The organism is Hymenobacter sediminicola (assembly GCF_014250515.1).
Classification (GTDB): Bacteria; Bacteroidota; Bacteroidia; order Cytophagales; family Hymenobacteraceae; genus Hymenobacter; species Hymenobacter sediminicola.
Map to the genome: position 1 here is coordinate 3558725 of NZ_CP060202.1, position 19518 is coordinate 3578242.

Genomic DNA, 19518 nt, shown 5'->3' on the forward strand with positions numbered 1-19518 from the left:
TTCGGAAAGATGCGGTCTGGCCACGTTTTGCTTCCCCCGAAACTCCGTAACTTGCCTTTCCTGCTCCGGAAAATACTCCCACAATGCTTCACTTTTACCTCAACGACCACCGCATCAGCACGGCTGAGCCGGCGGGCAGCGCGCTGCTCGATTTTATCCGCTACCAGCAGCATCTAAAAGGCACCAAAATCGGCTGCCGCGAGGGCGACTGTGGGGCCTGCACCGTGCTGGTGGGCGAGCTGAGTGCCGACGGCCAGACCGTGCAGTACCAGAGCATGACCTCCTGCCTGACCCCGCTCGGCAATGCCCACGGCAAGCACATCGTAACGGTAGAAGGCATTAACGCGGCCAGTGGCCAACTCACGCCGGTGCAGCAGGCCATTGTGCAGGAGGGTGGCTCGCAGTGCGGCTTTTGCACCGTTGGATTCGTTATGTCGCTCACCGGGCATAGCCTCAGCAGCACGCCTGCCACTCCAGAAACCGGCCTCGCCGCTATTGATGGCAATATTTGCCGCTGCACCGGCTACAAAAGCCTAGAGCGCGCTACGGCTGCCCTCACTGGCCAGCTGCAGGAGCGCCCCGCCACTGAGGCCCTGAACTGGCTAGCTGAGCAGCAGTTTGTTCCAGCGTATTTCACAGAAATGGCTGGCCGGCTGGCTGCGCTCCAGGCGGAGCTACACGAGCCCGCCATGCATGCCAGCGGTATGGGCGGCCTTACCAACGGCTCGTTCGTGAATGGTCCCAATGGCTTTGCGTCGGCGGCCCGGCAGGTGCTGGGCGGTGGCACCGATTTGCTGGTGCAGCGCCTCGAGCAGCTCCGCGAAATACCGGTACGCCTCGTGTTCGACTTGGCGGAGCTTCGCGGCATTTCGCCGGTTGATGCCGAAGGGTACGTGACGCTGGGAGCAGCCACCACTGCCGAGCAGCTGCGGGCTTCCAAGATGATGAACGAGCTGTTTCCGCAGCTGCCCGAGTATCTGAAGCTGGTATCGAGCACACCGATTCGCAACATGGGCACGGTGGCCGGCAACTTCATCAATGCCTCTCCTATCGGCGACCTGACCATCTTTTTCCTGGCGCTGGACGCGGAAGTTACACTGGCGGCCCCCACCAGCGACACCCGCACGTTGCCTTTGCACGAGCTGTATCTGGGATATAAGCAGTTGGCCAAAGAGCTGGAGGAGCAAGTAACGTCCATCCGCTTCCGGGCGCCCCGGCCGGGTGAGTTCTTCCATTTTGAGAAAGTATCGAAGCGCACCCACCTCGATATTGCCAGCGTGAATTCGGCGGCCTGGCTACGGGCCAAGGACGGCATTATTCAGTCGGCACGTATTTCGGCGGGCGGCGTGGGGCCGGTACCGCTGCGTCTCCACCGCACGGCGGCGTTTCTGGAAGGACGCGAAGTCAGTATAGAAACGCTGCAGGCTGCCAACCATATAGCGCAGCAGGAAATTCATCCTATCAGTGATGCCCGCGGCTCTGCGGAGTATAAGCGCCTGCTGCTACGCCAGCTGCTGTTTGCGCACTTCCTGCAGTTTTTCCCCGAGCGACTTGCTATGCGAGAGTTGCTAGCGGTTAACTAATCTTATCCATTTCTCAGGCTCTTTTCGTCTGCGTCCCGGTACCCGGGATTTCCCAACGTCTGCCTTCTCCTGCTACATCCATGAACCACCTTGACCCGGTGCGCCACGTGCGCGGCGAATCTTCCTACCTCGATGATATTCCGGTGCAGCAGGGCACGCTCTACGCGGCCGTGTTTGAGGCGGCAGTAGCGCACGGGCGGCTCCGAGGACTGGATCTGGCAGCGGCCCGGGCGGCACCCGGCGTGGTCCGCATCCTCACGGCCCACGACGTGCCGGGCGAAAACCAGATTGGCGGCATCGTGCCCGATGAGCCGGTGCTGGCGGAGGGCACCGTGCATTTCCGGGGGCAGCCAATAGCGCTGGTACTGGCCCACACCGAGCGGCAGGCCCAGGCCGCCCTACACCTTATCAAAGCTGACATTGAGCCCCTGCCCATCATCACCGACCCGCGGGTGGCAGCGGCCCACAACGAGTTGATTGTACCGCCCCGCACCTTCCGCCTCGGCGACTCGCGCACGGCCTGGGCCGACTGCACGCACGTGTTTGAGGGCGTGGCCGAAAGTGGCGGACAGGAGCATCTCTATATTGAAACGCAGGGCGCCTACGCCTTTCCTACCGAAATGGGTGGGGTACGCATCGTGTCGTCTACGCAGGGTCCAACGGCGGTGCAGCGCCACACGGCGCACGTGCTGGGCATCGGGATGCACCAAGTAGAAGTAGACGTGACGCGGCTGGGCGGTGGTTTCGGAGGCAAGGAAGACCAAGCTACGCCCTGGGGTGTGCTGGCCGCGCTGGGGGCTTTCCTGACGCGCCGCCCCGTGAAGCTGGTGCTGGACCGCATGGCCGATATGCGCATGACCGGCAAGCGCCACCCCTACTCCTCTGACTTCCGGATCGGGCTGGATACTGATCTGAAAATCGTGGCTTACGAAGTCACGTTCTACCAGAATGCCGGGGCCGCCGCCGACCTGTCGCCGGCCGTGCTGGAGCGTACGCTGTTCCATTGCACCAACTCATATTTCATTCCCAACGTGACGGCCACTGCCTACAGCTGCCGCACCAATCTACCGCCTAACACGGCTTTCCGGGGATTTGGGGGGCCGCAGGGCATGTTCGTAATAGAGTCGGCCATTGCAAAGGCGGCCGAGGAGTTGGGCGTGCCGGCCAGCGAGATTCAGCGGCGCAACCTGTTGCGCGAAAACGACCTGCTGCCCTACCGCCAGCCCGCCGAAATGTGCCACGCCGAGCAAGCCTGGGACACCGCCGCTGACCTCTACAACCTACCGCGCCTGCGAGAGGAAGTAGCCGAGTTCAACCAACAGAATGAGCGCCTGAAAAAGGGCCTGTCGGTGATGCCCATCTGCTTCGGCATCAGCTTCACCAAAACGCCCATGAACCAGTCGCGTGCGTTGGTGCACATCTACACCGATGGCACGGTGGGCGTGAGCACCGGCGCGGTGGAAATGGGCCAGGGCGTGAACACCAAAATTGCGCAAGTAGCAGCCCAAACGCTAGGTATCTCCATCGACCGGGTGAAGGTGGAAAGCACCAACACCACCCGCGTAGCCAACACCTCACCCAGCGCCGCCAGCGCCACCGCCGACCTCAACGGCAAAGCCACCGAAATGGCCTGCCAGGCGCTGCGCGAGCGGCTGTTGCGCCACGCCAGCACCGAGTATACGCTCAACTACGAAGGCCTCGAAATTCGGGACGAGCAGGTGCTAGCCGCCGGCGTACCCGCCGAAACTACCTGGGAGAAGCTGGTATCGTCGGCGTATTGGCGGCGCGTGAGCCTAACTGAAAACGCCCACTACGCCACGCCCGACATCCATTTCGATGCCACCATCGAGCAAGGCTACCCCTTTGCTTACCACGTGTATGGCACAGCCCTCACCGTTGTCACGGTAGACTGCCTGCGCGGCACCTACGAGCTGGACGCCGTGCATATTGCCCACGACTTCGGGCAGAGCATGAACCCGGCCGTAGACCGGGGCCAGATTGAGGGCGGCGCGGTGCAGGGCATCGGCTGGATGACGATGGAAGAGTTGATTTACAACGAGGAAGGCCGCCTGCTCAGCAACTCGCTCAACTCCTACAAAATCCCGGACCTGTACGCCGCGCCCAAGGTGCTGGACGTGCATTTTCTGGATACGCCGGGCCACCCACGGGCTATTTTCCGCTCCAAGGCCGTGGGCGAGCCGCCGTTGATGTATGGCATCGGAGCCTATTTCGCCATCCGCGACGCGGTGAGGGCCTTCCGCTCCGGCCATCAGCCCACCTTCTCGGCGCCTTTCACTCCCGAAAAGGTGCTGCTCAACCTGTATCCTCCCGTTTCTGCCCGTTCCGCTGCTGCTTGGCCCTCCGTTTCCACTTCCATCCCCGCAACCACTTCCGCGGCCTCCTGATTTATGCGGCCGGCGACACGGCCGCAGCGCTTTTACTGCATCAATTTTCTGTAGGCCGCCTGCTAGGCATGGCGCTGGTCGGGGGCTTACTGTACTCGCTGGAAGTGCCGACGTATTTCAGTTGGATAGACCGGCAAGTACCGCCTGCCCCGGGACTAACGCGGCGCCTGGGGCGGGCAGCCCTGTCGCTGCTATACTTCAATCCGCTTTGGATTGCGCGGCATATGCTGTTTATCAAGCTGTTTTCGGGCCACGCCGACCAGATTTCAACTGGCCTGTTGCTCGTAGCCTTGCGCTCCTTCCTGCTGAATGTGCCGGTTTCCTTCGCCGCCAACTACCTCATCCAAAACCACGTTCCGCCACGGCGACGTTTTCTGGCCAGCGCCTTGTTTTCAGGATTGATGGCGGTGTATTATGCTCTTAGTGCCACTTGGCTGAAATAGGAGTTTCATCTGTTGAATTTAGAGCGGTTAGCTGAGCCGTTTTCCCGCTTTCCTTAGTATATTGGAGTACGCTAATACTTTCCCGCCAGCCTTCGTCGTGGACGACCTATCCGCTACTCCCTCGCGCCCCCGCGACATGCTGGTGTGGAAGCACGCCGCGGCCAGCCTACGCGCTGGTATTCCGACGGCCCTGCTCTGCGTAGTGCGTAGCGAAGGTTCCAGCCCCGGTCGGCAGGGGTCCAAGATGAGCGTGACGGCCACTGGGCTGGCTGGCTCTATCGGGGGCGGCATCATGGAGCATAAGCTGGTAGAGCTGGTACGGGCCCGACTGCGTGAAGGTGACTACACCCCCGAAATCCGGCGGCAGGTGCACCGCGCCCACGCCCGCTCCGACCGGTCGGGCATGATCTGTTCCGGCGAGCAGGAGATTCTACTGTTGCCATTGCGCTCCGAATACCTGGCCAGCCTGGAGGCCTGCAAGCGCGCCCTGCGTCAGTCGGGCGGTTTCCGCTGGGTAGTAGCCGCCGACGGTGGCCCCCGCGTGGTAGCTGATACCGATGTCACGGCTCCGCTCATCCGGTTCCAGCCGGGCGAGAACTGGCAGTACGAGGAAAAGCTCGGCTTTCGCGACCAACTCACCATAGTGGGAGGCGGGCACGTGAGCCTAGCACTGTCAAGGACATTGAGCACACTGGATTTTGATATTACCGTGCTCGACGACCGTCCAGCGCTGCATACCCATCTGCTCAACCCCTACGCCCACCACAAACGCACTGTTCCGTACGACAAACTGGCCCCGGAAGTCCTGGAAGGACCGCACCAGTACGTGGTTATTATGACGGTAGGATACCGAACCGATGCTGTGGCGCTACGCCAGCTGCTGCATCATCAAGTGCGGTATCTGGGGGTGCTGGGCAGCTCCAATAAGATAACCCATCTGCTGCAGGAGTTGCGCGCTGCCGGCACCGACGAAGCAGCTCTGAGCCGGATACATGCCCCCATCGGCCTACCGATTCATAGCCGCACCCCGGAGGAAATTGCCATCAGCATAGCGGCCGAAATAATTCGGGTACGGAATACGCCCGAATCAGAATAAGGCACTAGTTGGTAGTGCTATCCGGGCTTTTCAAGAGTCAACACAAAGCGGCTAGTTTTCCGTCATGTGGTTGCCGTCGAGGTAGCCTTCGGTGAAGACGCGGTACTGGTCGAAGATGGAGCGGACGGAGCGGCGCAATACGATTTCGGCCTGCGGACCGCTGGGCACCGTGACGCCGGAAGCGTAGCCGTTCCAAACGGCGCGGTTGGTCCGGTTGTCGATGAGCGTGATGAGTAGCGTCCCTTCGGCCAGCAGCATCCGCTGGGGCTGGTAGCCTTGGCGGTAATCAGAAGGCGTTTCCTCATCCTCCACCTTTTCCTCCTTCACCCAGCGGCTAATTTCCTCCTGCACGTAGCCGCGGAAACGCATGTCGCCCTCGAAAACGCGAAAGTTTACCAGCAGATCGGGGCGGCGCTTGTTGGTTTTGTAGCCCTGCACTTTGAGCCGAAGCCGGATGGCGTCGCGCACGGCTTCGCCTAGCTTGCTGGTATCAGAGGCTAGCCCGTCGCCGGTAACAAATTCGTAGGTGCGGTAGCGGCGGAAATTGCCTGCATAGCTATAATCAGACTCAATGCGAGCCTCGCGCGCGGCAAAGCAGCCAGAAAGGGCCAGAGCCAGGCCTACAAAAAGGGTAATCGACGGTTTCATACGCAGCACTAATGGGGTGGTGACACACCATCAAGTTACGAAACTGCGGGCTTGTTAGGAACTGATTGTCAGACAGAAAATCGATTAATAATTTTGTCTTAGCCCAAGTGCTATCGGGTTAGCTGCAGCACAGGGGTTTCGGCAGTATAAACTTCTCCGGTGCCAAGCCGGTAGCGGACCCAAAACTGCTGTGGCCCGGCCTGAGCAGGTGGGGTCATGAAGCGCAGCCGGGGAGCATAGGCCTGGTTGCCACGGGGCGAGAACTCCTGGCCAGTTTCGATATCCAGCAGCAAATCGTTGAGTGAGGCCCCGGCCGGGTGCCCGGCATCATAGGCAAAGCGGCTGCGTATCACCACCGAATCGAGGGGCTGCTTCGTACCCAAGTAGCCGGGGGCAGGGGTAGGTGGACAAGCGTAGGCCGCCGACAGCCACCCGCCGGAGGAAGCTGGCCGGTAACCGTAGTAAGTGGTTTGCAGCTGCACAGCCAGCAGCAGGTCAGAGGCCGGTACCGGCTCGTTGGGGCCGGGCGAGGCGCCTGTAGTTTGGCGGCTGGCAGCCAGTGCTAGGCCCGTGATGGTATAGTAGCGCGCCACGTCCCCAATTCGGCACTCATCATCTTTGGCGCAACTCAGCAGCACCGAGCCGGCCGGCGGCACCAATAGCAATAGGCCGAGCAGAAGTTTCCTAGTCATGGCGCAGCGGAAGATATCTGTACGATGTGCTCAATAGAAAAAAATCGGTAGCAATACTACTCAGCCAAAGGTCAGGGCTGGATTTCGATGGCTACCGTTTCGGTAGTGTATGCCTCGCCGTTAGTTTGGTGGTAGCGCACCCGAAACTGCTGGACCAAGGAGCTGGCAGGCACCTGCCGGAACCGAAAAGCCGGGTCCGGCCCCTCTCCCACCACCCTGGGCACGGCCAGCCACTCGCGGAGCGGAATTAGCTGGCCATATTCATTTTCCAGCTGCACCAAGTCGTTCAGCGACGAGCCCGCCGGATGCTGAGCATCGTAATCGAAGCGGCTGGTAACGGTCAGTGAGTCGATGGCTTCGGTATACTCCGGGCCGGTGGGGTCGCAGGCCATGGCCGCAAAGCCGCCAGTAGAAGCCGGCCGGGCGCTATACAGTCGGGTGTCCAGCCGGAGCCGCAGCTGCAGATCAGCCGTCGATACGCTTTGGCCAGTAGTCAGTACCTGCCCAGCGGCTCCGGCGGGCTGCCGCAGCAGCAGTGCTTGCACCCCCACGATGTCGTAATACTCCTTCTTGAACGGGCCGCATTTTTCGCAGGCCGGCAACCCGATGCTAACCAGCGCCACCAATAGTATTTTTTTCACCATGATACTCCGCTTACTTGTATCTGGATGATAGCCTTTTCGCCCAGCAAGTTGCAACCTACTCAAGTTTAGGCGGCCAACTCCCTTTCCAGCACAATGGTAAGCCCATGGCTGCCCTGCACCGTCCCGACGATATCGAAACCGTGGCGCAGGTTGAGCAGCAGCATGGCCCGCCAGCGGTTATAGGTCTGGGTGCGGATGCGGTGGTAGCCTTGCTCCCGGCACCACGCATGCTGCTGGCGCATTAGCTCCGCGGCAATGCCCTGGCCCCGGAAATCAGGATGCACACCGCCCAGCCAGCTGTAATAGTGGCCTGGCTTCCGTTCGTAGCCCAGCTTGCAGCCTACCAATTCTTCACCGATGAAGGCCACCCATGCTTGCACCGGCTGGCGCTGCTGCTGGTAGCGCAGGTCTGCTTTAGTTTCAGCATGCGGCGTTTCGGTGAAGACAGCGGCCAGCAGATCCACTATCTGCCCGTGTGGAGCAGCGGAGATATCCGGAAGAAACTGGTAGTCGAGCATCTTGTAAAGATAACACGCCCGTTATCGGTACCCGGCCGCCTGCAGCTGAAACAACTCGGCGTAGCGGCCACCACGAGCCAGCAGCTCTTCGTGGCTCCCAATTTCCACGAATTGCCCGTGCTCAATTACCAGAATCCGGTCGGCCATGCGCACGGTGCTAAAGCGGTGGCTGATGAGGATGGCGGTTTTGCCCTGTGTGAGGTCCTTGAAGCGCTGGAACACCTCGTACTCGGCGCGGGCATCAAGGGCGGCGGTAGGCTCGTCGAGGATGAGCAGCTGAGCGTCGCGCATGTAGGCGCGGCCAAGGGCAATTTTCTGCCATTCGCCGCCGCTCAGGTCTACACCGCCATTGAAGCGGCGGCCAATCATCTGCTCGTAGCCGCCGGGCAGCTTGGCAATGACGGAATCGGCGAGGCTGAGGTTAGCAGCCTGCTCAATGCGTGGGCGGTTGTCTTTCTCCTCGATGCGGCCCACGGCCAGGTTCTGGCCCGCTGGCAGCTGGAAGCGTACAAAGTCCTGGAAAATCACCCCTATTTCCTGGCGCAGCTCGGCGGGGTCGTACTCGCGCAGGTCGTAGCCATCGAGCAGGATGCGGCCTTCGGTGGGGTCGTAGAGGCGGGCCAGTAGTTTGACAAGGGTGGTTTTGCCAGCACCGTTTTCGCCCACCAGCGCCAACTTCTCGCCGGCCTGCAGCATGAAATTGAGGTTGCGTAATGCCCATTTTTCGGCATTGCGGTACTTGAAGCCCACGTTTTCAAACTGAAACCCTTGCCGAATGGGCCGGGGGAAGGGTATGGGTCTTTCGCCCGTCAGCTCCTGGCGCACAATGCGCGGCTTGAGGTGGAAGAAGTCGAAAAAGTCCTGCAGATACAGCGCGCCTTCGGCCACGGTGCTGAAGCGGCTCAGAATGCCTTCGAGCAGGCCCCGCATGCGGGCAAACGAACCGGCCAAAAACGTGAGCTGCCCAATGCTGACGCGCCCATACACGGCTTGGCTGATAATGTAGACGTAGGCCGCGTAGTAGCCGGCCGCGCCCACCGCCGCGAAAAAAGCGCCCCAGCCCGCCCGCCGAATCACGAGGTCCTTATTCTTCTGGTAGAACTCATCAGAAAGCAGCTTAAACCGGTCAATCAAGAAGCTGCTGAGCCCGAAAATCTTCACTTCCTTGGCCGTTTCGTCGGAAGCGCCGGTCTGGCGCAGGTAGTCCAGCTCGCGCCGCTCGGGCGTCCAGCCGTGCACCAGCGAGTAGCTTCGTTCGTTGAAGTGCGACTCGCCCAGAAAAGCCGGCACCACCGCCAGCAGCAGCAGCCCCAGCAGCCACGGATTGAAGGCCACCAGCCCCACGGCCAGAAAGCCCATGGTGATGATATCCTGGGCCTGGCTGAGCACCTGGGCCATCAGCACGGTGCGCGAGAGAGTCTGGCGGCGTGCCCGCTCCAGCTTGTCATAGAACGCGCTGTCTTCGAACTGGTCGAGGTCCAGCTCGGCGGCGTGCTGCATGAGGCGCACTGATGTCTGATTCGCGAACAGGTCGCCAAGCAGCGAGTCCAGTAGCGCCACGCCGCGCCCCAGCACATCGGACAGGATAGCGAGGCCAAACTCCAGCGCTACCAGCGTGAGCACCGGGGCCAGAACCCGCTCGGCGGCCGGCAGGCGGCTAAGCTGCACCACGGCATCGAGAATGAGCTGGGCTACATAGAGCATGGCCACCGGCAGGGCCGCCCGCAGCAGGCGCAACGCTACGTTGCCGAGCGTGAGGGCCGGGCTGGTCTGCCAGATCAGGCGCAGAAATTCCGGTAGATTTTTGAGGGCCGAAAACCGTTCCCGCACCGTGAGGGCGGGTTTGCCTTCCGGACGGGGCCGTTTGGCCGAAACGGCATTGAAAAGCGAAGAAAACCAAGACATATGGCGGCTATACGGCACACTTCGGGCCGGAGTACACGGGCGGCCGTTTTGGCAGAACAAACCACCAATAATAACATGCAACCTTTCTTATATACCAGAGCTCTTAGAAAGGAAGCCTTTCTAACTTTTCATTGCTTGACTCCACTTTTACTCGCTTTGCTATGAAACACTTTATTCCTTCCAGAGCCACGCTACTGAGTTTAGCCGGGGCTGCTCTTCTGTTTTCAGCCTGCCAGAAAGAAGGCACACCCGAAGCCGACCCTGGCAACGAACCAAAAACCCGCCCACTCACGGCGCAGGAAGTCCAGACCCTGAGCAGCACCAACGACTTCGGCTACCGCACTTTCGCGGCGCTTCGTACGGGAGCGGGCAGCAGCAATCTATTTATCTCACCGCTGAGTATTTCGGCGGCCCTCACCATGACGTACAACGGTGCCGACGGCACGACCAAGGACGCTATGCGCCAAACGCTGGGATTTACGGGCCAGACCGACGCGGCCATCAACCAGTCGTTTAAGTCGCTGTTTGAGCTGCTGACTACTATTGACCGGACCGTGGAGTTTGCGGCGGCTAACTCTATCTGGCACGGCCAGCAATACACCCTTCAAGCACCTTTCGCGCAGACCAATCAGTTGTATTTCGACGCCACGCTGCGGGCGGTAAATTTCAGTGACGTAAGCACTAAAAACGCCATCAACCAGTGGGTGAGCGACAAAACCAAGGCCCGCATTACCAGCATCGTGGAGCAGACCAACGCCGATGATGTGATGTACCTGATTAATGCCATCTATTTCAAAGGGTCGTGGGCCAAGAAATTTGATAAGACCCTCACGCGAAAATCTACTTTCCACAAGGAAGACGGCTCCACGGCTTCTGTAGATTTTATGACGCTCAAAAACGGCTCGTACGGCTACTATGCCGATGCTACCAAACAGGTAATCGACCTGCCCTATGGCAACAAGCAGTTCAGCATGACGGTGATAGTACCCAGCGGATCCGCTACCCTGGCCAACGTCAGCAGCCAGCTGACCAGCGCCAACCTAGATACTTGGCTGGCCGCAGCCACAACCAGCACCTGGGAGCTGCGCATGCCTAAGTTCCGGATGGAATACAAAAAGGAGCTAAGCAGCATCCTGACCCAACTGGGTATGGGGGAGGCTTTCACGGAGCGGGCCAACTTCAGCCGAATGCTGCAGAATTCCAGCCAAGGCTTGGCTATCAGCAAAGTGGAGCACAAAACGTTTTTGGAGGTAGATGAAGAAGGCACCGAAGCAGCAGCTGTTACGTCGGTGGGCGTCGTGACTACCTCTATCCCGCCCACTATTGTCGTTGACCGGCCTTTTCTGTTTCTGATTCGGGAAAAGTCGTCTAACGCCGTGCTGTTCATGGGGCAGCTAGTACAGCCGTAAATGCTACGTACCAAAAAAGTCGGGTAGCTGCACTTACGTCTGTTGCAGCAGGCGAATAGCCGCCCGGCTTTTTTGTAGCGCCCCGCTTGGCTCAGCGGTTCATAATCTTGCCTTGGTTGTCCCAGTGGCTGGACCGCACTTCCTGGCTGCCGGGCTCGCGCTTGATAGTACGCGTGAACCGCTCACCGGAAATGGCCCCATCGGGGCGGCGCCGGCCGAAAAACAGCGTCATAGGCTCGCCTTCCCTATTGGTCAGAAAGGTGATGTCGTAGCCTTTGAATACATCGTCGATTCGCGCTGAAGGCTCATACAGCTTACTCAGCTTCTTGTCTAATTCAGGGTGGAGCGGCATGATGCGGCAAGGTTGGTGCAGGCTTTCGTACGGCACCCTGTAGGCGTAGGATATTGTCGGGCTTTGCTCTCACGACGGTTCAACAGCCTGTTTTGACCATCTCACCAAACACACAAAAGCCCCGACTCATATGAGTTGGGGCTTTTGTGTGTTTGTACGGGTTTCCGGTAATGCTAGTAAGGCTGGGCGTTGTGCGCCGTGGCTTCGGCCTGTTCCACAGCGGCGGCAGCTTTGCCTTCGTTGTACTGGTTGCCTCCTTCGGCCGTTTTACCGGCGCGGGCGGCTTTCAGGCCTTCGGCCAAGCGGTTGCCCCAGTCTGGGTCACAGTTGGTGCAGAGTTCCACCATCTTGTCGCTCACCTTATGGTCAGCATCAGCCAGGGCGCCTACCATGTTATTGATGAGGTCGTCCCGTTCCCAGTCTTCGTGCAAGCGGTACCGCTCGCCGGCCTGCTTGAAGTTGTTTTGCCGGTCAATGGTCTGGCGGATGAGGCGGCCCGTGTACTCCGGCGTGTGGTCTGGAGCAGAGCGGGGCGCTTCTTTCAGGCCGTTGAGGCTGCTCGGTTCGTAGTTGATGTGATTGTTCTGGCCAGGCGCCGTGTCTACGTGGTACGCCATCTGGCCGTCGCGCTGGTTAGTAGCCACATGTTTTTTCGGCGCGTTGATGGGCAGTTGCAGGTAGTTGGTGCCCACCCGGTAGCGTTGCGTATCGGAGTAGGAGAATGTACGGCCCTGCAGCATCTTGTCGTCGGAGAAGTCAAGGCCATCGACCAGAACACCCGTGCCAAATGCCACCTGCTCTACCTCCGCGAAGTAGTTTTCGGGGTTTTTGTTCAGTGTCATCTTGCCTACCGGCAGGAACGGAAACTGGTCTTCCGGCCAGATTTTGGTGTCATCCAGCGGATCAAAATCCAACTCAGGATGCTCCCCGTCGGACATTATCTGCACACACAACTCCCACTGCGGGAAGTTGCCGGCTTTGATGTTGTCGAATAGGTCCTGGGTGGCGTGGTTGAAGTTTTTACCCTGGATGGTTTCGGCTTCCGATGCTGTCAGGTTTTTGATGCCCTGCAGCGGCTCCCAATGGTACTTCACCAGCACGGCCTCGCCGGCGGCATTCACCCACTTATAGGTATTCACGCCCGAGCCCTGCATCTGGCGGTAGTTGGCCGGAATACCCCAGGGCGAAAACAGGAAGCTAACCATATGCATAGCTTCCGGCGTGTTGCAGATGAAGTCGAAAATACGCTCCCCGCTCTGGCGGTTGGTTACCGGGTCCGGCTTCTGCGAGTGAATCAGGTCCGGAAACTTCATGGCGTCCCGGATGAAGAACACCTTCAGGTTGTTGCCTACTAGGTCCCAGTTGCCATCTTCGGTGTAGAATTTCACCGCAAAGCCGCGTGGGTCGCGCAGAGTTTCCGGCGAGTGGCCGCCATGGCCTACTGTGCTGAAGCGCACGAACACCGGCGTCTCCTTGCCGGCTGTATTGAAGAGCTTGGCACGAGTATATTTCTCAATGGGCTCGTTACCTACTTTGCCATAGGCCTCAAACACGCCGTGCGCGCCTGCACCGCGAGCATGCACCACCCGTTCCGGCACCCGTTCCCGGTCGAAATGGCTGATTTTTTCCAAGAAGGCATACTGCTCCAGCGTGGCCGGGCCGCGGCTGCCCACGGTGCGCAGGTTCTGGTTGTTGGTCAGCGGATGTCCCTGGCGCGTGGTTAGGGTCTGGCCATTCTCGCCGTCGGCGGTGCGCTGGTCTACGGAGCTGCCCGCGCCCGTGACGGCCGTGCCGGTACCGTTGCCGGAAGGGGCAGCGCCGTTTGCACCGTTCTGTCCTGTATTTTGGTCTTGTGCCATGGCTACGAATAGTTTTAGAGGTTGCGTGACTAAAGTACCGCGTTGAGAGGTCGGCTGTTCGGAATGCAGCTTACAAAATTTGGGGTTCATGGAGAAGCTACTACCTCACAATGGAAGGCTGCAGCGTGCCCACCTCAACTCATGAACAGGGTTGCGGCGCTAATGATTCGGGAATAAGGGCAGTTGTTCTGGCCTTGCCCAGCCACGCTGGCTACCTTTGTGGCCCATGCCCGCTACCACTACTACCCGTACCTACAGCGCCGGCTTCTGGCTGATGTGCCTGTCGTCGTTCTTCTTTTTCATGAGTTTTAATATGCTGCTGCCCGAGCTGCCCGCGTACCTCACGCGGCTGGGCGGCGGCGAGTACAAGGGCTTTATCATTGCCCTTTTCACGCTCACAGCAGGTATTTCGCGGCCCTTCAGCGGCAAGCTGGCCGATACCGTGGGGCGGATTCCGGTGATGGTGTTCGGCTCGCTGGTGTGCTTTATCTGCGGCTTCTTCTACCCTTGGACTACCACCGTGGCAGGCTTTCTGGGGCTGCGGCTGCTGCACGGCTTTAGCACGGGGTTTAAGCCTACCGGCACTGCTGCCTTCATTGCCGACATCATTCCGCTGGAGCGCCGCGGCGAGGCCATGGGCCTGCTGGGCGTGGCTGGCTCACTGGGTATGGCGGCCGGGCCGGCTGTGGGGCCGCTCATTACGGCGGCATTTTCCCTCAACACCCTGTTCTACTGTTCTTCGGGGCTGGCGCTGCTGAGCCTAGCTGTGCAGGGTACCATGACCGAAACCCTACCGCAGGCGCAGCGCCAGAAGTTCAGCTGGAGCCTACTGCGCCTCAACTGGGGCGAGATTTTGGAACCGCAGGTATTGGCTCCGGCTGTCGTGACGTTGCTGTGCCTGTTTCCGTTTGGCGCCATCCTGACCGTAGTGCCCGACCAGAGCGAGGCGCTGGGCTTGGCCGACCACAGCAAGGGCCTGTTTTATACCTGCTACACGCTGGCCTCGCTGGTGGTGCGTCTGCTGGCTGGCCGCGCTTCCGACACGTATGGCCGGGTGCCCGTTCTACGCCTGTCCACGGCCCTCATGGTAGTGTCATTGGGCATCCTGATGCTGGCAGACCAGTCGGTGCCGCTGTTTTTGGGCTCAGCGGTACTATTCGGGCTGGCTACTGGCCTCAACTCCCCTACCCTCTACGCCTGGACCATCGACCTAAGCCACCCCGAGCGACGCGGGCGGGCGGTGGCCACCATGTACATTGCTCTGGAAGTTGGCATCGGGCTGGGGGCCCTGCTGGGCGGCTGGCTCTTCAGCAACCAGATTGCGCGCCTTCCCTACGTGCATGGCCTGAGCATGGCCCTGACGCTGGTGGCCCTGGTGTATCTGTTGGTGGGTGTGCGGGCGAAGCAGCCGGCAGCATAAGCCTCGAAAGCAGAATGGCTGCTTGTAGACTACACAGTTTCGCAGCCCACTCACTCCCGAAACCGTGCAAATGCTGGCTAGGCTCCAACTCAACAAAGTGGAGTACAGTCCAGATGAGTATGCTGCTCTGCGTGAACTGCATCAGCGGGCGGCGGCTAAGTGCGCTGAAATGCTGGTGGTGACCCGGAAGTAGCCAAACTTCATTTTTTCTTCATACTGGTATATGCCGATATAGAAAAAGTGCTGACCTTTATACTTCCGTAATTCTGCATGTGCCACATCCGGCATATTTCGTCGCCTATTTATCTTCTTTTCCCAGCTTTTGGCGGGGACCAGTCGCTTTTCAACTGGTTTTTTACATCCCTCTCAACTTACTTATGACAACACCTGTACTCTGCCGGCTAAGCCTGCTGGCTGTACTGGCCTGTGCCTCTACTTCGGCACTTGCCCAAACGGATCCTATCAAATTCGGCAAGCCGGATGCCAAGGACTTTGAAGCCAAAAACTTCGTGGCGGACAGCGCGGCTGAGGCCGTGGTGCTGTGCGACTATGGCCGTTCCCGCTTCGAGTATGCTGACGGTGATTTTCGGGTTGTGTTTGACCGGATTACGCGCATCAAAATCCTGAAGAAATCCGGCTACGACTGGGCAACGGTGAAAGTGCCGCTTTACCATCAGGCCGGCCGTGAAGAGAAGCTGCTGAACCTGCGCGGCTATACTTACAACCTGGTAAACGGTCAGATTGCGAAAGAGAAATTCGACGATGCTACTACCTTCCGGGAAGAAGCCAACAGCAACGTGACGATGCGCAAATTCACGCTGCCCAACGTGCGCGAAGGAGCCGTTATTGAATACGCCTACACCGTCCAGTCTGATTTCACTTTCAACTTCCAGGATTGGCAGTTTCAGGAATCTATTCCGGTGCGCTGGAGCGAGTATCGGGCCTCTATTCCGGCGTATTTCGACTACAAAATTCTGATGCAGGGCTACGTTCCACTGGCAGTGGCAGAGCACGCTGAGGGCTCGATGCAGGCGACGGTACGGCAGGAAGGTGGCTACGCGGGCGGTGGCTTCAACACGCAACGCGTAGCGGGCTCGGCTTCCTCAGTTGTGCTGCCCCTGAAAACGCACCGCTGGGCTGCGCAGAACGTGCCAGCTTTCCGGGATGAACCCTTCATGACTTCGTCGCGGGACTATGTTTCCCGCCTCGACTTCGAGCTTGCCGGCGTGCAGTGGGAAGGCCAGCCGTACCGGCCGGTGTCCGACTCGTGGGAGAAAATCAACGATGACCTGCTGGCTGACGAGAATTTTGGCGCCCAACTCAAGCGAGGCGGCTTCCTGAAAGACCAACTGACGCCGCTACTGGCCAAAACCACCGACCCCGCCGCCCGCATTGCAGCCGTGCACGACCTAGTGCGCAAATCAGTGAAGTACAACGGGCGCGACTGGTACTATACTAGCACCTCGCTGCGCAAGGCCTACGACCAGCACCGTGGCAACGCGGCGGATGTAAATCTGCTGCTGATTGCGGCGTTGCGGGAGGCTGGCTTCCAGGCAAATCCGGTACTGCTGAGCACCCGCGACCATGGTTTCGTGAACCAGGAATTTATGCCGCTGCTTTCACGCTTCAACTACGTAGTAGCACACGTTGCACTGCCGGAAGGCAAAGAAATGCTGCTGGATGCCACCGAAGAGTTGGTTCCGTGCGGCATGCTGCCCACGCGCTGCCTCAACAATGTAGGACGCCTTATCATGCCCAAGTCAGCTGATTCCCGCTGGATCAGTCTGGTTCCGCAGCAGCGTCTTACCGAGTACCAGCAGATCCAACTGACGCTGGACGACAAAGGCGGCTACACGGGCAAGATCCACTCGGAGCACGGCGGCTACGCTGGCCTGGCCCAGCGCGACCGGCTGCGCGAAAAAGGCGAAAAGAAATATGTGGAAGAAATGCTGCAAGGCCGCGAAGGCTGGAATGTGAGCAAGTATCAGTTTGCGCAACGCGACGCCCTCGACAAGCCCCTGGCCTTCGACTATGAGGTGAACGTGGCGGGCAGCGACGCCCAGGCGGGCATGCTGTATCTGCGCCCGCTGCAGCATTTCGGCAACAGCAAAAACCCGTTTGTGCACGAAAATCGCCAGTTCCCCGTGGACTTCGGCTGCCTCGTGGATGAAACCCTGGTGATGACCCTAACCTTGCCAGCCGGCTATGAAGTAGAGGAGCTTCCTAAACCGGCCGCCGTAACGCTGCCGGACAATGGTGGCCGCTTCATGTACCAAGTGCAGCCTGGTGCCAATGGCACGCTGCAGCTGGTGAGCCGGCTTAGCCTGAGCCGGCCCGTGTACTCGGCAGAATCTTATGCGGATCTGCGCGAATTCTACCGCTTGGTAGTGGCCAAGCAGGCGGAACAGATTGTGTTAAAAAAGAAATCCTAAGTCTGTGGCCTTCCTCCTGAAGCGCATCTGCCGGGCAGCCCTGGCGGCGCTGAGCCTATTGGCAGGCAGCCCGGTGCTGGCCGGCCAGCCTCCCAAATATCTGGTGGCCGACATTCCGGGCTCGTTGCGCGAAAATGCACACGCCGTAGTCCGCTTCTCCGATGAAACCCTGCTGGTAAAGTCAGCAGGCCGCACCATCGAGACCGTACGCCGCGCCGTCACCATTTTTGACGAAGCCGGCGCGCACCATGCCCAGGAACTGGTCTATTATGACCAACTCAATACGGTGAGCTACCTGCGCGGCAGCGCCTATGCTGCCGATGGCCGTCTGCTGCGCACCCTCAAAGCATCCGAAATCGGAGACATTTCGCTTTCCGATGGGTTCAGTCTGGCTAATGACGGCCGTGGCCGGGTGGCCGACCTACGCCAGCCAGTGTACCCCTACACGGTAGAATTCGAGTACGAAGTCAACTCCACTAATACGCTGTTCTACTCTACCTGGCGGCCGCAGGCCCGGGAGCAGCTGGCCGTGGAGCAGGCCACTTTCCGGGTGCTTACGCCCGCCGAACTACCCCTGCGGTATCTGGAGCGCGGCCTGCCAGCCGGAACAGCAGTAGCTCGCACCTCGGTTTCGGCAGTGCTGCAAAGCTACGAGTGGCAGGTGCGGAATCTGGCGGCAGTGGAAGCAGAACCCGACGGGCCGCCAGTAGGCGAAACGACACCGGTGGTTTTCACAGCTCCCACACAGTTTGAGGTGCAGGGCCACGTCGGTACGCTCACCTCGTGGCAGGCATTGGGCCTGTGGAATTATCAGCTCAATGTGGGCCGCGACGAGCTGCCGGTAGCCGTTCAGGAGAAGATCCGGGCATTGGTGCAGGGCGAAACCGATGAGCGGGCGCGCATCCGGAAAGTATACGAGTGGCTGCAGGCCAACACCCGCTACATCTCGGTACAGCTGGGCATCGGTGGCTGGCAGACGTTTCCAGCCAGCAGCGTAGCGGCCAGCGGCTACGGCGACTGTAAAGCCCTCACCAACTATTGCCAAGCTTTGCTGAAAACGGCCGGCATTACGGGATACTGCGCCTTAGTGCGGGCCAATGAGGAGGATGTGCGGACTGAGTTTCCGAGCCAGCAATTCAACCATGTGGTACTGTGCGTGCCGCTGCAGAAATCCGCCAAGCGGGATACCGTCTGGCTGGAATGCACGAGCCAAACCAATCCATTCGGTTACATGAGCAGCTTTACCGGCAACCGCCACGCGCTGCTCATTACGCCACAGGGTGGCCGCGTGGTGCGCACGCCGCAGTATCTGGCCGCCGATAACCGCCGGGAGCGGCTGGCTGATGTATACCTAGATGCGCAGGGCAGCGCTACGGCTACCGTCCGGACCCGGCGCAGCGGCCTGGAGCAAGATGGGTATGCGGGCATGGCCAACTCCCAGAACCTGGCCGACCAGAAAAAGGCCCTGGCGGAGCACCTGCCGCTGGCCAACTTCAGCATCAGCAAGCTCAGCTACGCCCAGGACCGCCGCAGCCTTGTCCCCACCCTAACCGAAAACCTGGGCCTGACGCTGCCGGGCTGGGCTTCGGTATCGGGCAAGCGGGCTTTCCTGACACCCAACCTACTCAGCCGCTGGAGCGCTCTGCCGGCGGCCGTTGGGGAGCGGCGCACTGCCATTTGGCTCGATAACCCGTTCAGCTACTCCGATACGGTCCGTATTCATGTGCCCGCTGGGTTCAAGCCCGAAAGCCTGCCGACGCCCGTACAGCTTAGCACCACTTTCGGTACGTATTCCAGCCAGGTGCAGGCATTACCCGACGGCACCCTGCTGTACGTGCGCCGCTTGCTGATGCCGCGTACCCGCTTTCCTCAGACCGATTATCCGGCTTATCAGGACTTCCGGCGCCGCATCAGCTCCGCCGATAAAGCGCAGGTTGTACTCGTGAAAACCGACGCCTAGAAGACTAGCGTACACCCGCAACGCAACGGCCCGCCAGAACTTGTTTTGGCGGGCCGTTGCGTTGCGGGTGTACCGAATCACTCCACACGGTTACTTGGCTTTCCTATCCACAAACAGCGTCTTACTAACTCATAAACAGCTCTATATCTATA

16 protein-coding genes are annotated in these 19518 nt (G+C 59.8%); 9 read left to right on the forward strand and 7 right to left on the reverse strand.

The genetic code is table 11. The annotated features are described in order from the left end of the window. The first annotated feature begins 83 nt into the window (after positions 1–83). The 4 genes from H4317_RS15245 to H4317_RS15260 all read left to right on the forward strand — a co-directional run bounded on the left by H4317_RS15245 (position 84) and on the right by H4317_RS15260 (position 5527). The gene (locus H4317_RS15245; protein ID WP_185887430.1) at positions 84–1583 is read left to right on the forward strand and encodes an FAD binding domain-containing protein; all 1500 of its coding nucleotides are present in this window, start codon (positions 84–86) and stop codon (positions 1581–1583) included. 80 nt (positions 1584–1663) lie between these two features. Then, on the forward strand, positions 1664–3988 hold the full coding sequence (locus H4317_RS15250) for a xanthine dehydrogenase molybdopterin binding subunit (protein WP_185887431.1): 2325 nt from the start codon (positions 1664–1666) through the stop codon (positions 3986–3988). Continuing rightward, positions 3937–4431: a hypothetical protein gene (locus tag H4317_RS15255; protein ID WP_185887432.1), complete on the forward strand. Its 495-nt coding sequence runs from the start codon at positions 3937–3939 to the stop codon at positions 4429–4431. Before H4317_RS15250 ends, H4317_RS15255 begins: the two co-directional genes overlap by 52 nt. 97 nt (positions 4432–4528) lie before the next feature. After that, entirely contained in the window at positions 4529–5527 is a 999-nt protein-coding gene (locus H4317_RS15260; RefSeq protein WP_185887433.1) for an XdhC family protein, read from the forward strand. Positions 5528–5578: 51 nt separating this feature from the next. Here H4317_RS15260 and H4317_RS15265 read toward each other — a convergent pair whose 3' ends face one another. The 5 genes from H4317_RS15265 to H4317_RS15285 all read right to left on the reverse strand — a co-directional run bounded on the left by H4317_RS15265 (position 5579) and on the right by H4317_RS15285 (position 9934). Continuing rightward, positions 5579–6175: a DUF4136 domain-containing protein gene (locus tag H4317_RS15265; protein WP_185887434.1), complete on the reverse strand. Its 597-nt coding sequence runs from the start codon at positions 6173–6175 to the stop codon at positions 5579–5581. 110 nt (positions 6176–6285) lie between these two features. Beyond that, a complete protein-coding gene (locus tag H4317_RS15270) occupies positions 6286–6867 on the reverse strand; it encodes a hypothetical protein (protein WP_185887435.1) in 582 nt (193 codons plus the stop codon). 71 nt (positions 6868–6938) lie between these two features. After that, positions 6939–7511 carry a hypothetical protein gene (locus H4317_RS15275; RefSeq protein WP_185887436.1) on the reverse strand — a complete coding sequence of 191 codons (573 nt, stop codon included), beginning with the start codon at positions 7509–7511 and terminating at the stop codon, positions 6939–6941. A 65-nt stretch (positions 7512–7576) separates the two neighbouring features. Next, on the reverse strand, positions 7577–8029 hold the full coding sequence (locus tag H4317_RS15280) for a GNAT family N-acetyltransferase (protein ID WP_185887437.1): 453 nt from the start codon (positions 8027–8029) through the stop codon (positions 7577–7579). A 21-nt stretch (positions 8030–8050) separates the two neighbouring features. Next, positions 8051–9934 carry an ABC transporter ATP-binding protein gene (locus H4317_RS15285; RefSeq protein ID WP_185887438.1) on the reverse strand — a complete coding sequence of 628 codons (1884 nt, stop codon included), beginning with the start codon at positions 9932–9934 and terminating at the stop codon, positions 8051–8053. 161 nt (positions 9935–10095) lie between these two features. On the opposite strand from H4317_RS15285, the gene H4317_RS15290 reads away from it, so the two are divergent. Then, positions 10096–11343 (forward strand): serpin family protein, encoded by a 1248-nt coding sequence (locus tag H4317_RS15290; protein ID WP_185887439.1) that lies wholly within the window; start codon positions 10096–10098, stop codon positions 11341–11343. Positions 11344–11434: 91 nt separating this feature from the next. Here the strand turns inward: H4317_RS15290 and H4317_RS15295 are convergent, their stop codons facing one another. Next, entirely contained in the window at positions 11435–11695 is a 261-nt protein-coding gene (locus H4317_RS15295; protein WP_185887440.1) for a hypothetical protein, read from the reverse strand. Positions 11696–11868: 173 nt separating this feature from the next. Then, on the reverse strand, positions 11869–13554 hold the full coding sequence (locus tag H4317_RS15300) for a catalase (protein ID WP_185887441.1): 1686 nt from the start codon (positions 13552–13554) through the stop codon (positions 11869–11871). Positions 13555–13780: 226 nt separating this feature from the next. Here H4317_RS15300 and H4317_RS15305 point away from each other — a divergent pair, with 226 nt between their 5' ends. The 4 genes from H4317_RS15305 (at position 13781) to H4317_RS15315 (ending at position 19366) form a co-directional block, all read left to right on the forward strand. Next, the gene (locus H4317_RS15305) at positions 13781–14974 is read left to right on the forward strand and encodes an MFS transporter (RefSeq protein WP_185887442.1); all 1194 of its coding nucleotides are present in this window, start codon (positions 13781–13783) and stop codon (positions 14972–14974) included. Positions 14975–15044: 70 nt separating this feature from the next. Then, positions 15045–15167 (forward strand): hypothetical protein, encoded by a 123-nt coding sequence (locus H4317_RS19560; protein WP_490707432.1) that lies wholly within the window; start codon positions 15045–15047, stop codon positions 15165–15167. A 184-nt stretch (positions 15168–15351) separates the two neighbouring features. After that, complete coding sequence (locus H4317_RS15310; RefSeq protein WP_185887443.1) at positions 15352–17406, forward strand: DUF3858 domain-containing protein; 2055 nt, start codon at positions 15352–15354, stop codon at positions 17404–17406. 4 nt (positions 17407–17410) lie between these two features. Beyond that, on the forward strand, positions 17411–19366 hold the full coding sequence (locus H4317_RS15315; RefSeq protein ID WP_185887444.1) for a DUF3857 domain-containing protein: 1956 nt from the start codon (positions 17411–17413) through the stop codon (positions 19364–19366). The last annotated feature ends 152 nt before the right edge of the window (positions 19367–19518 follow it).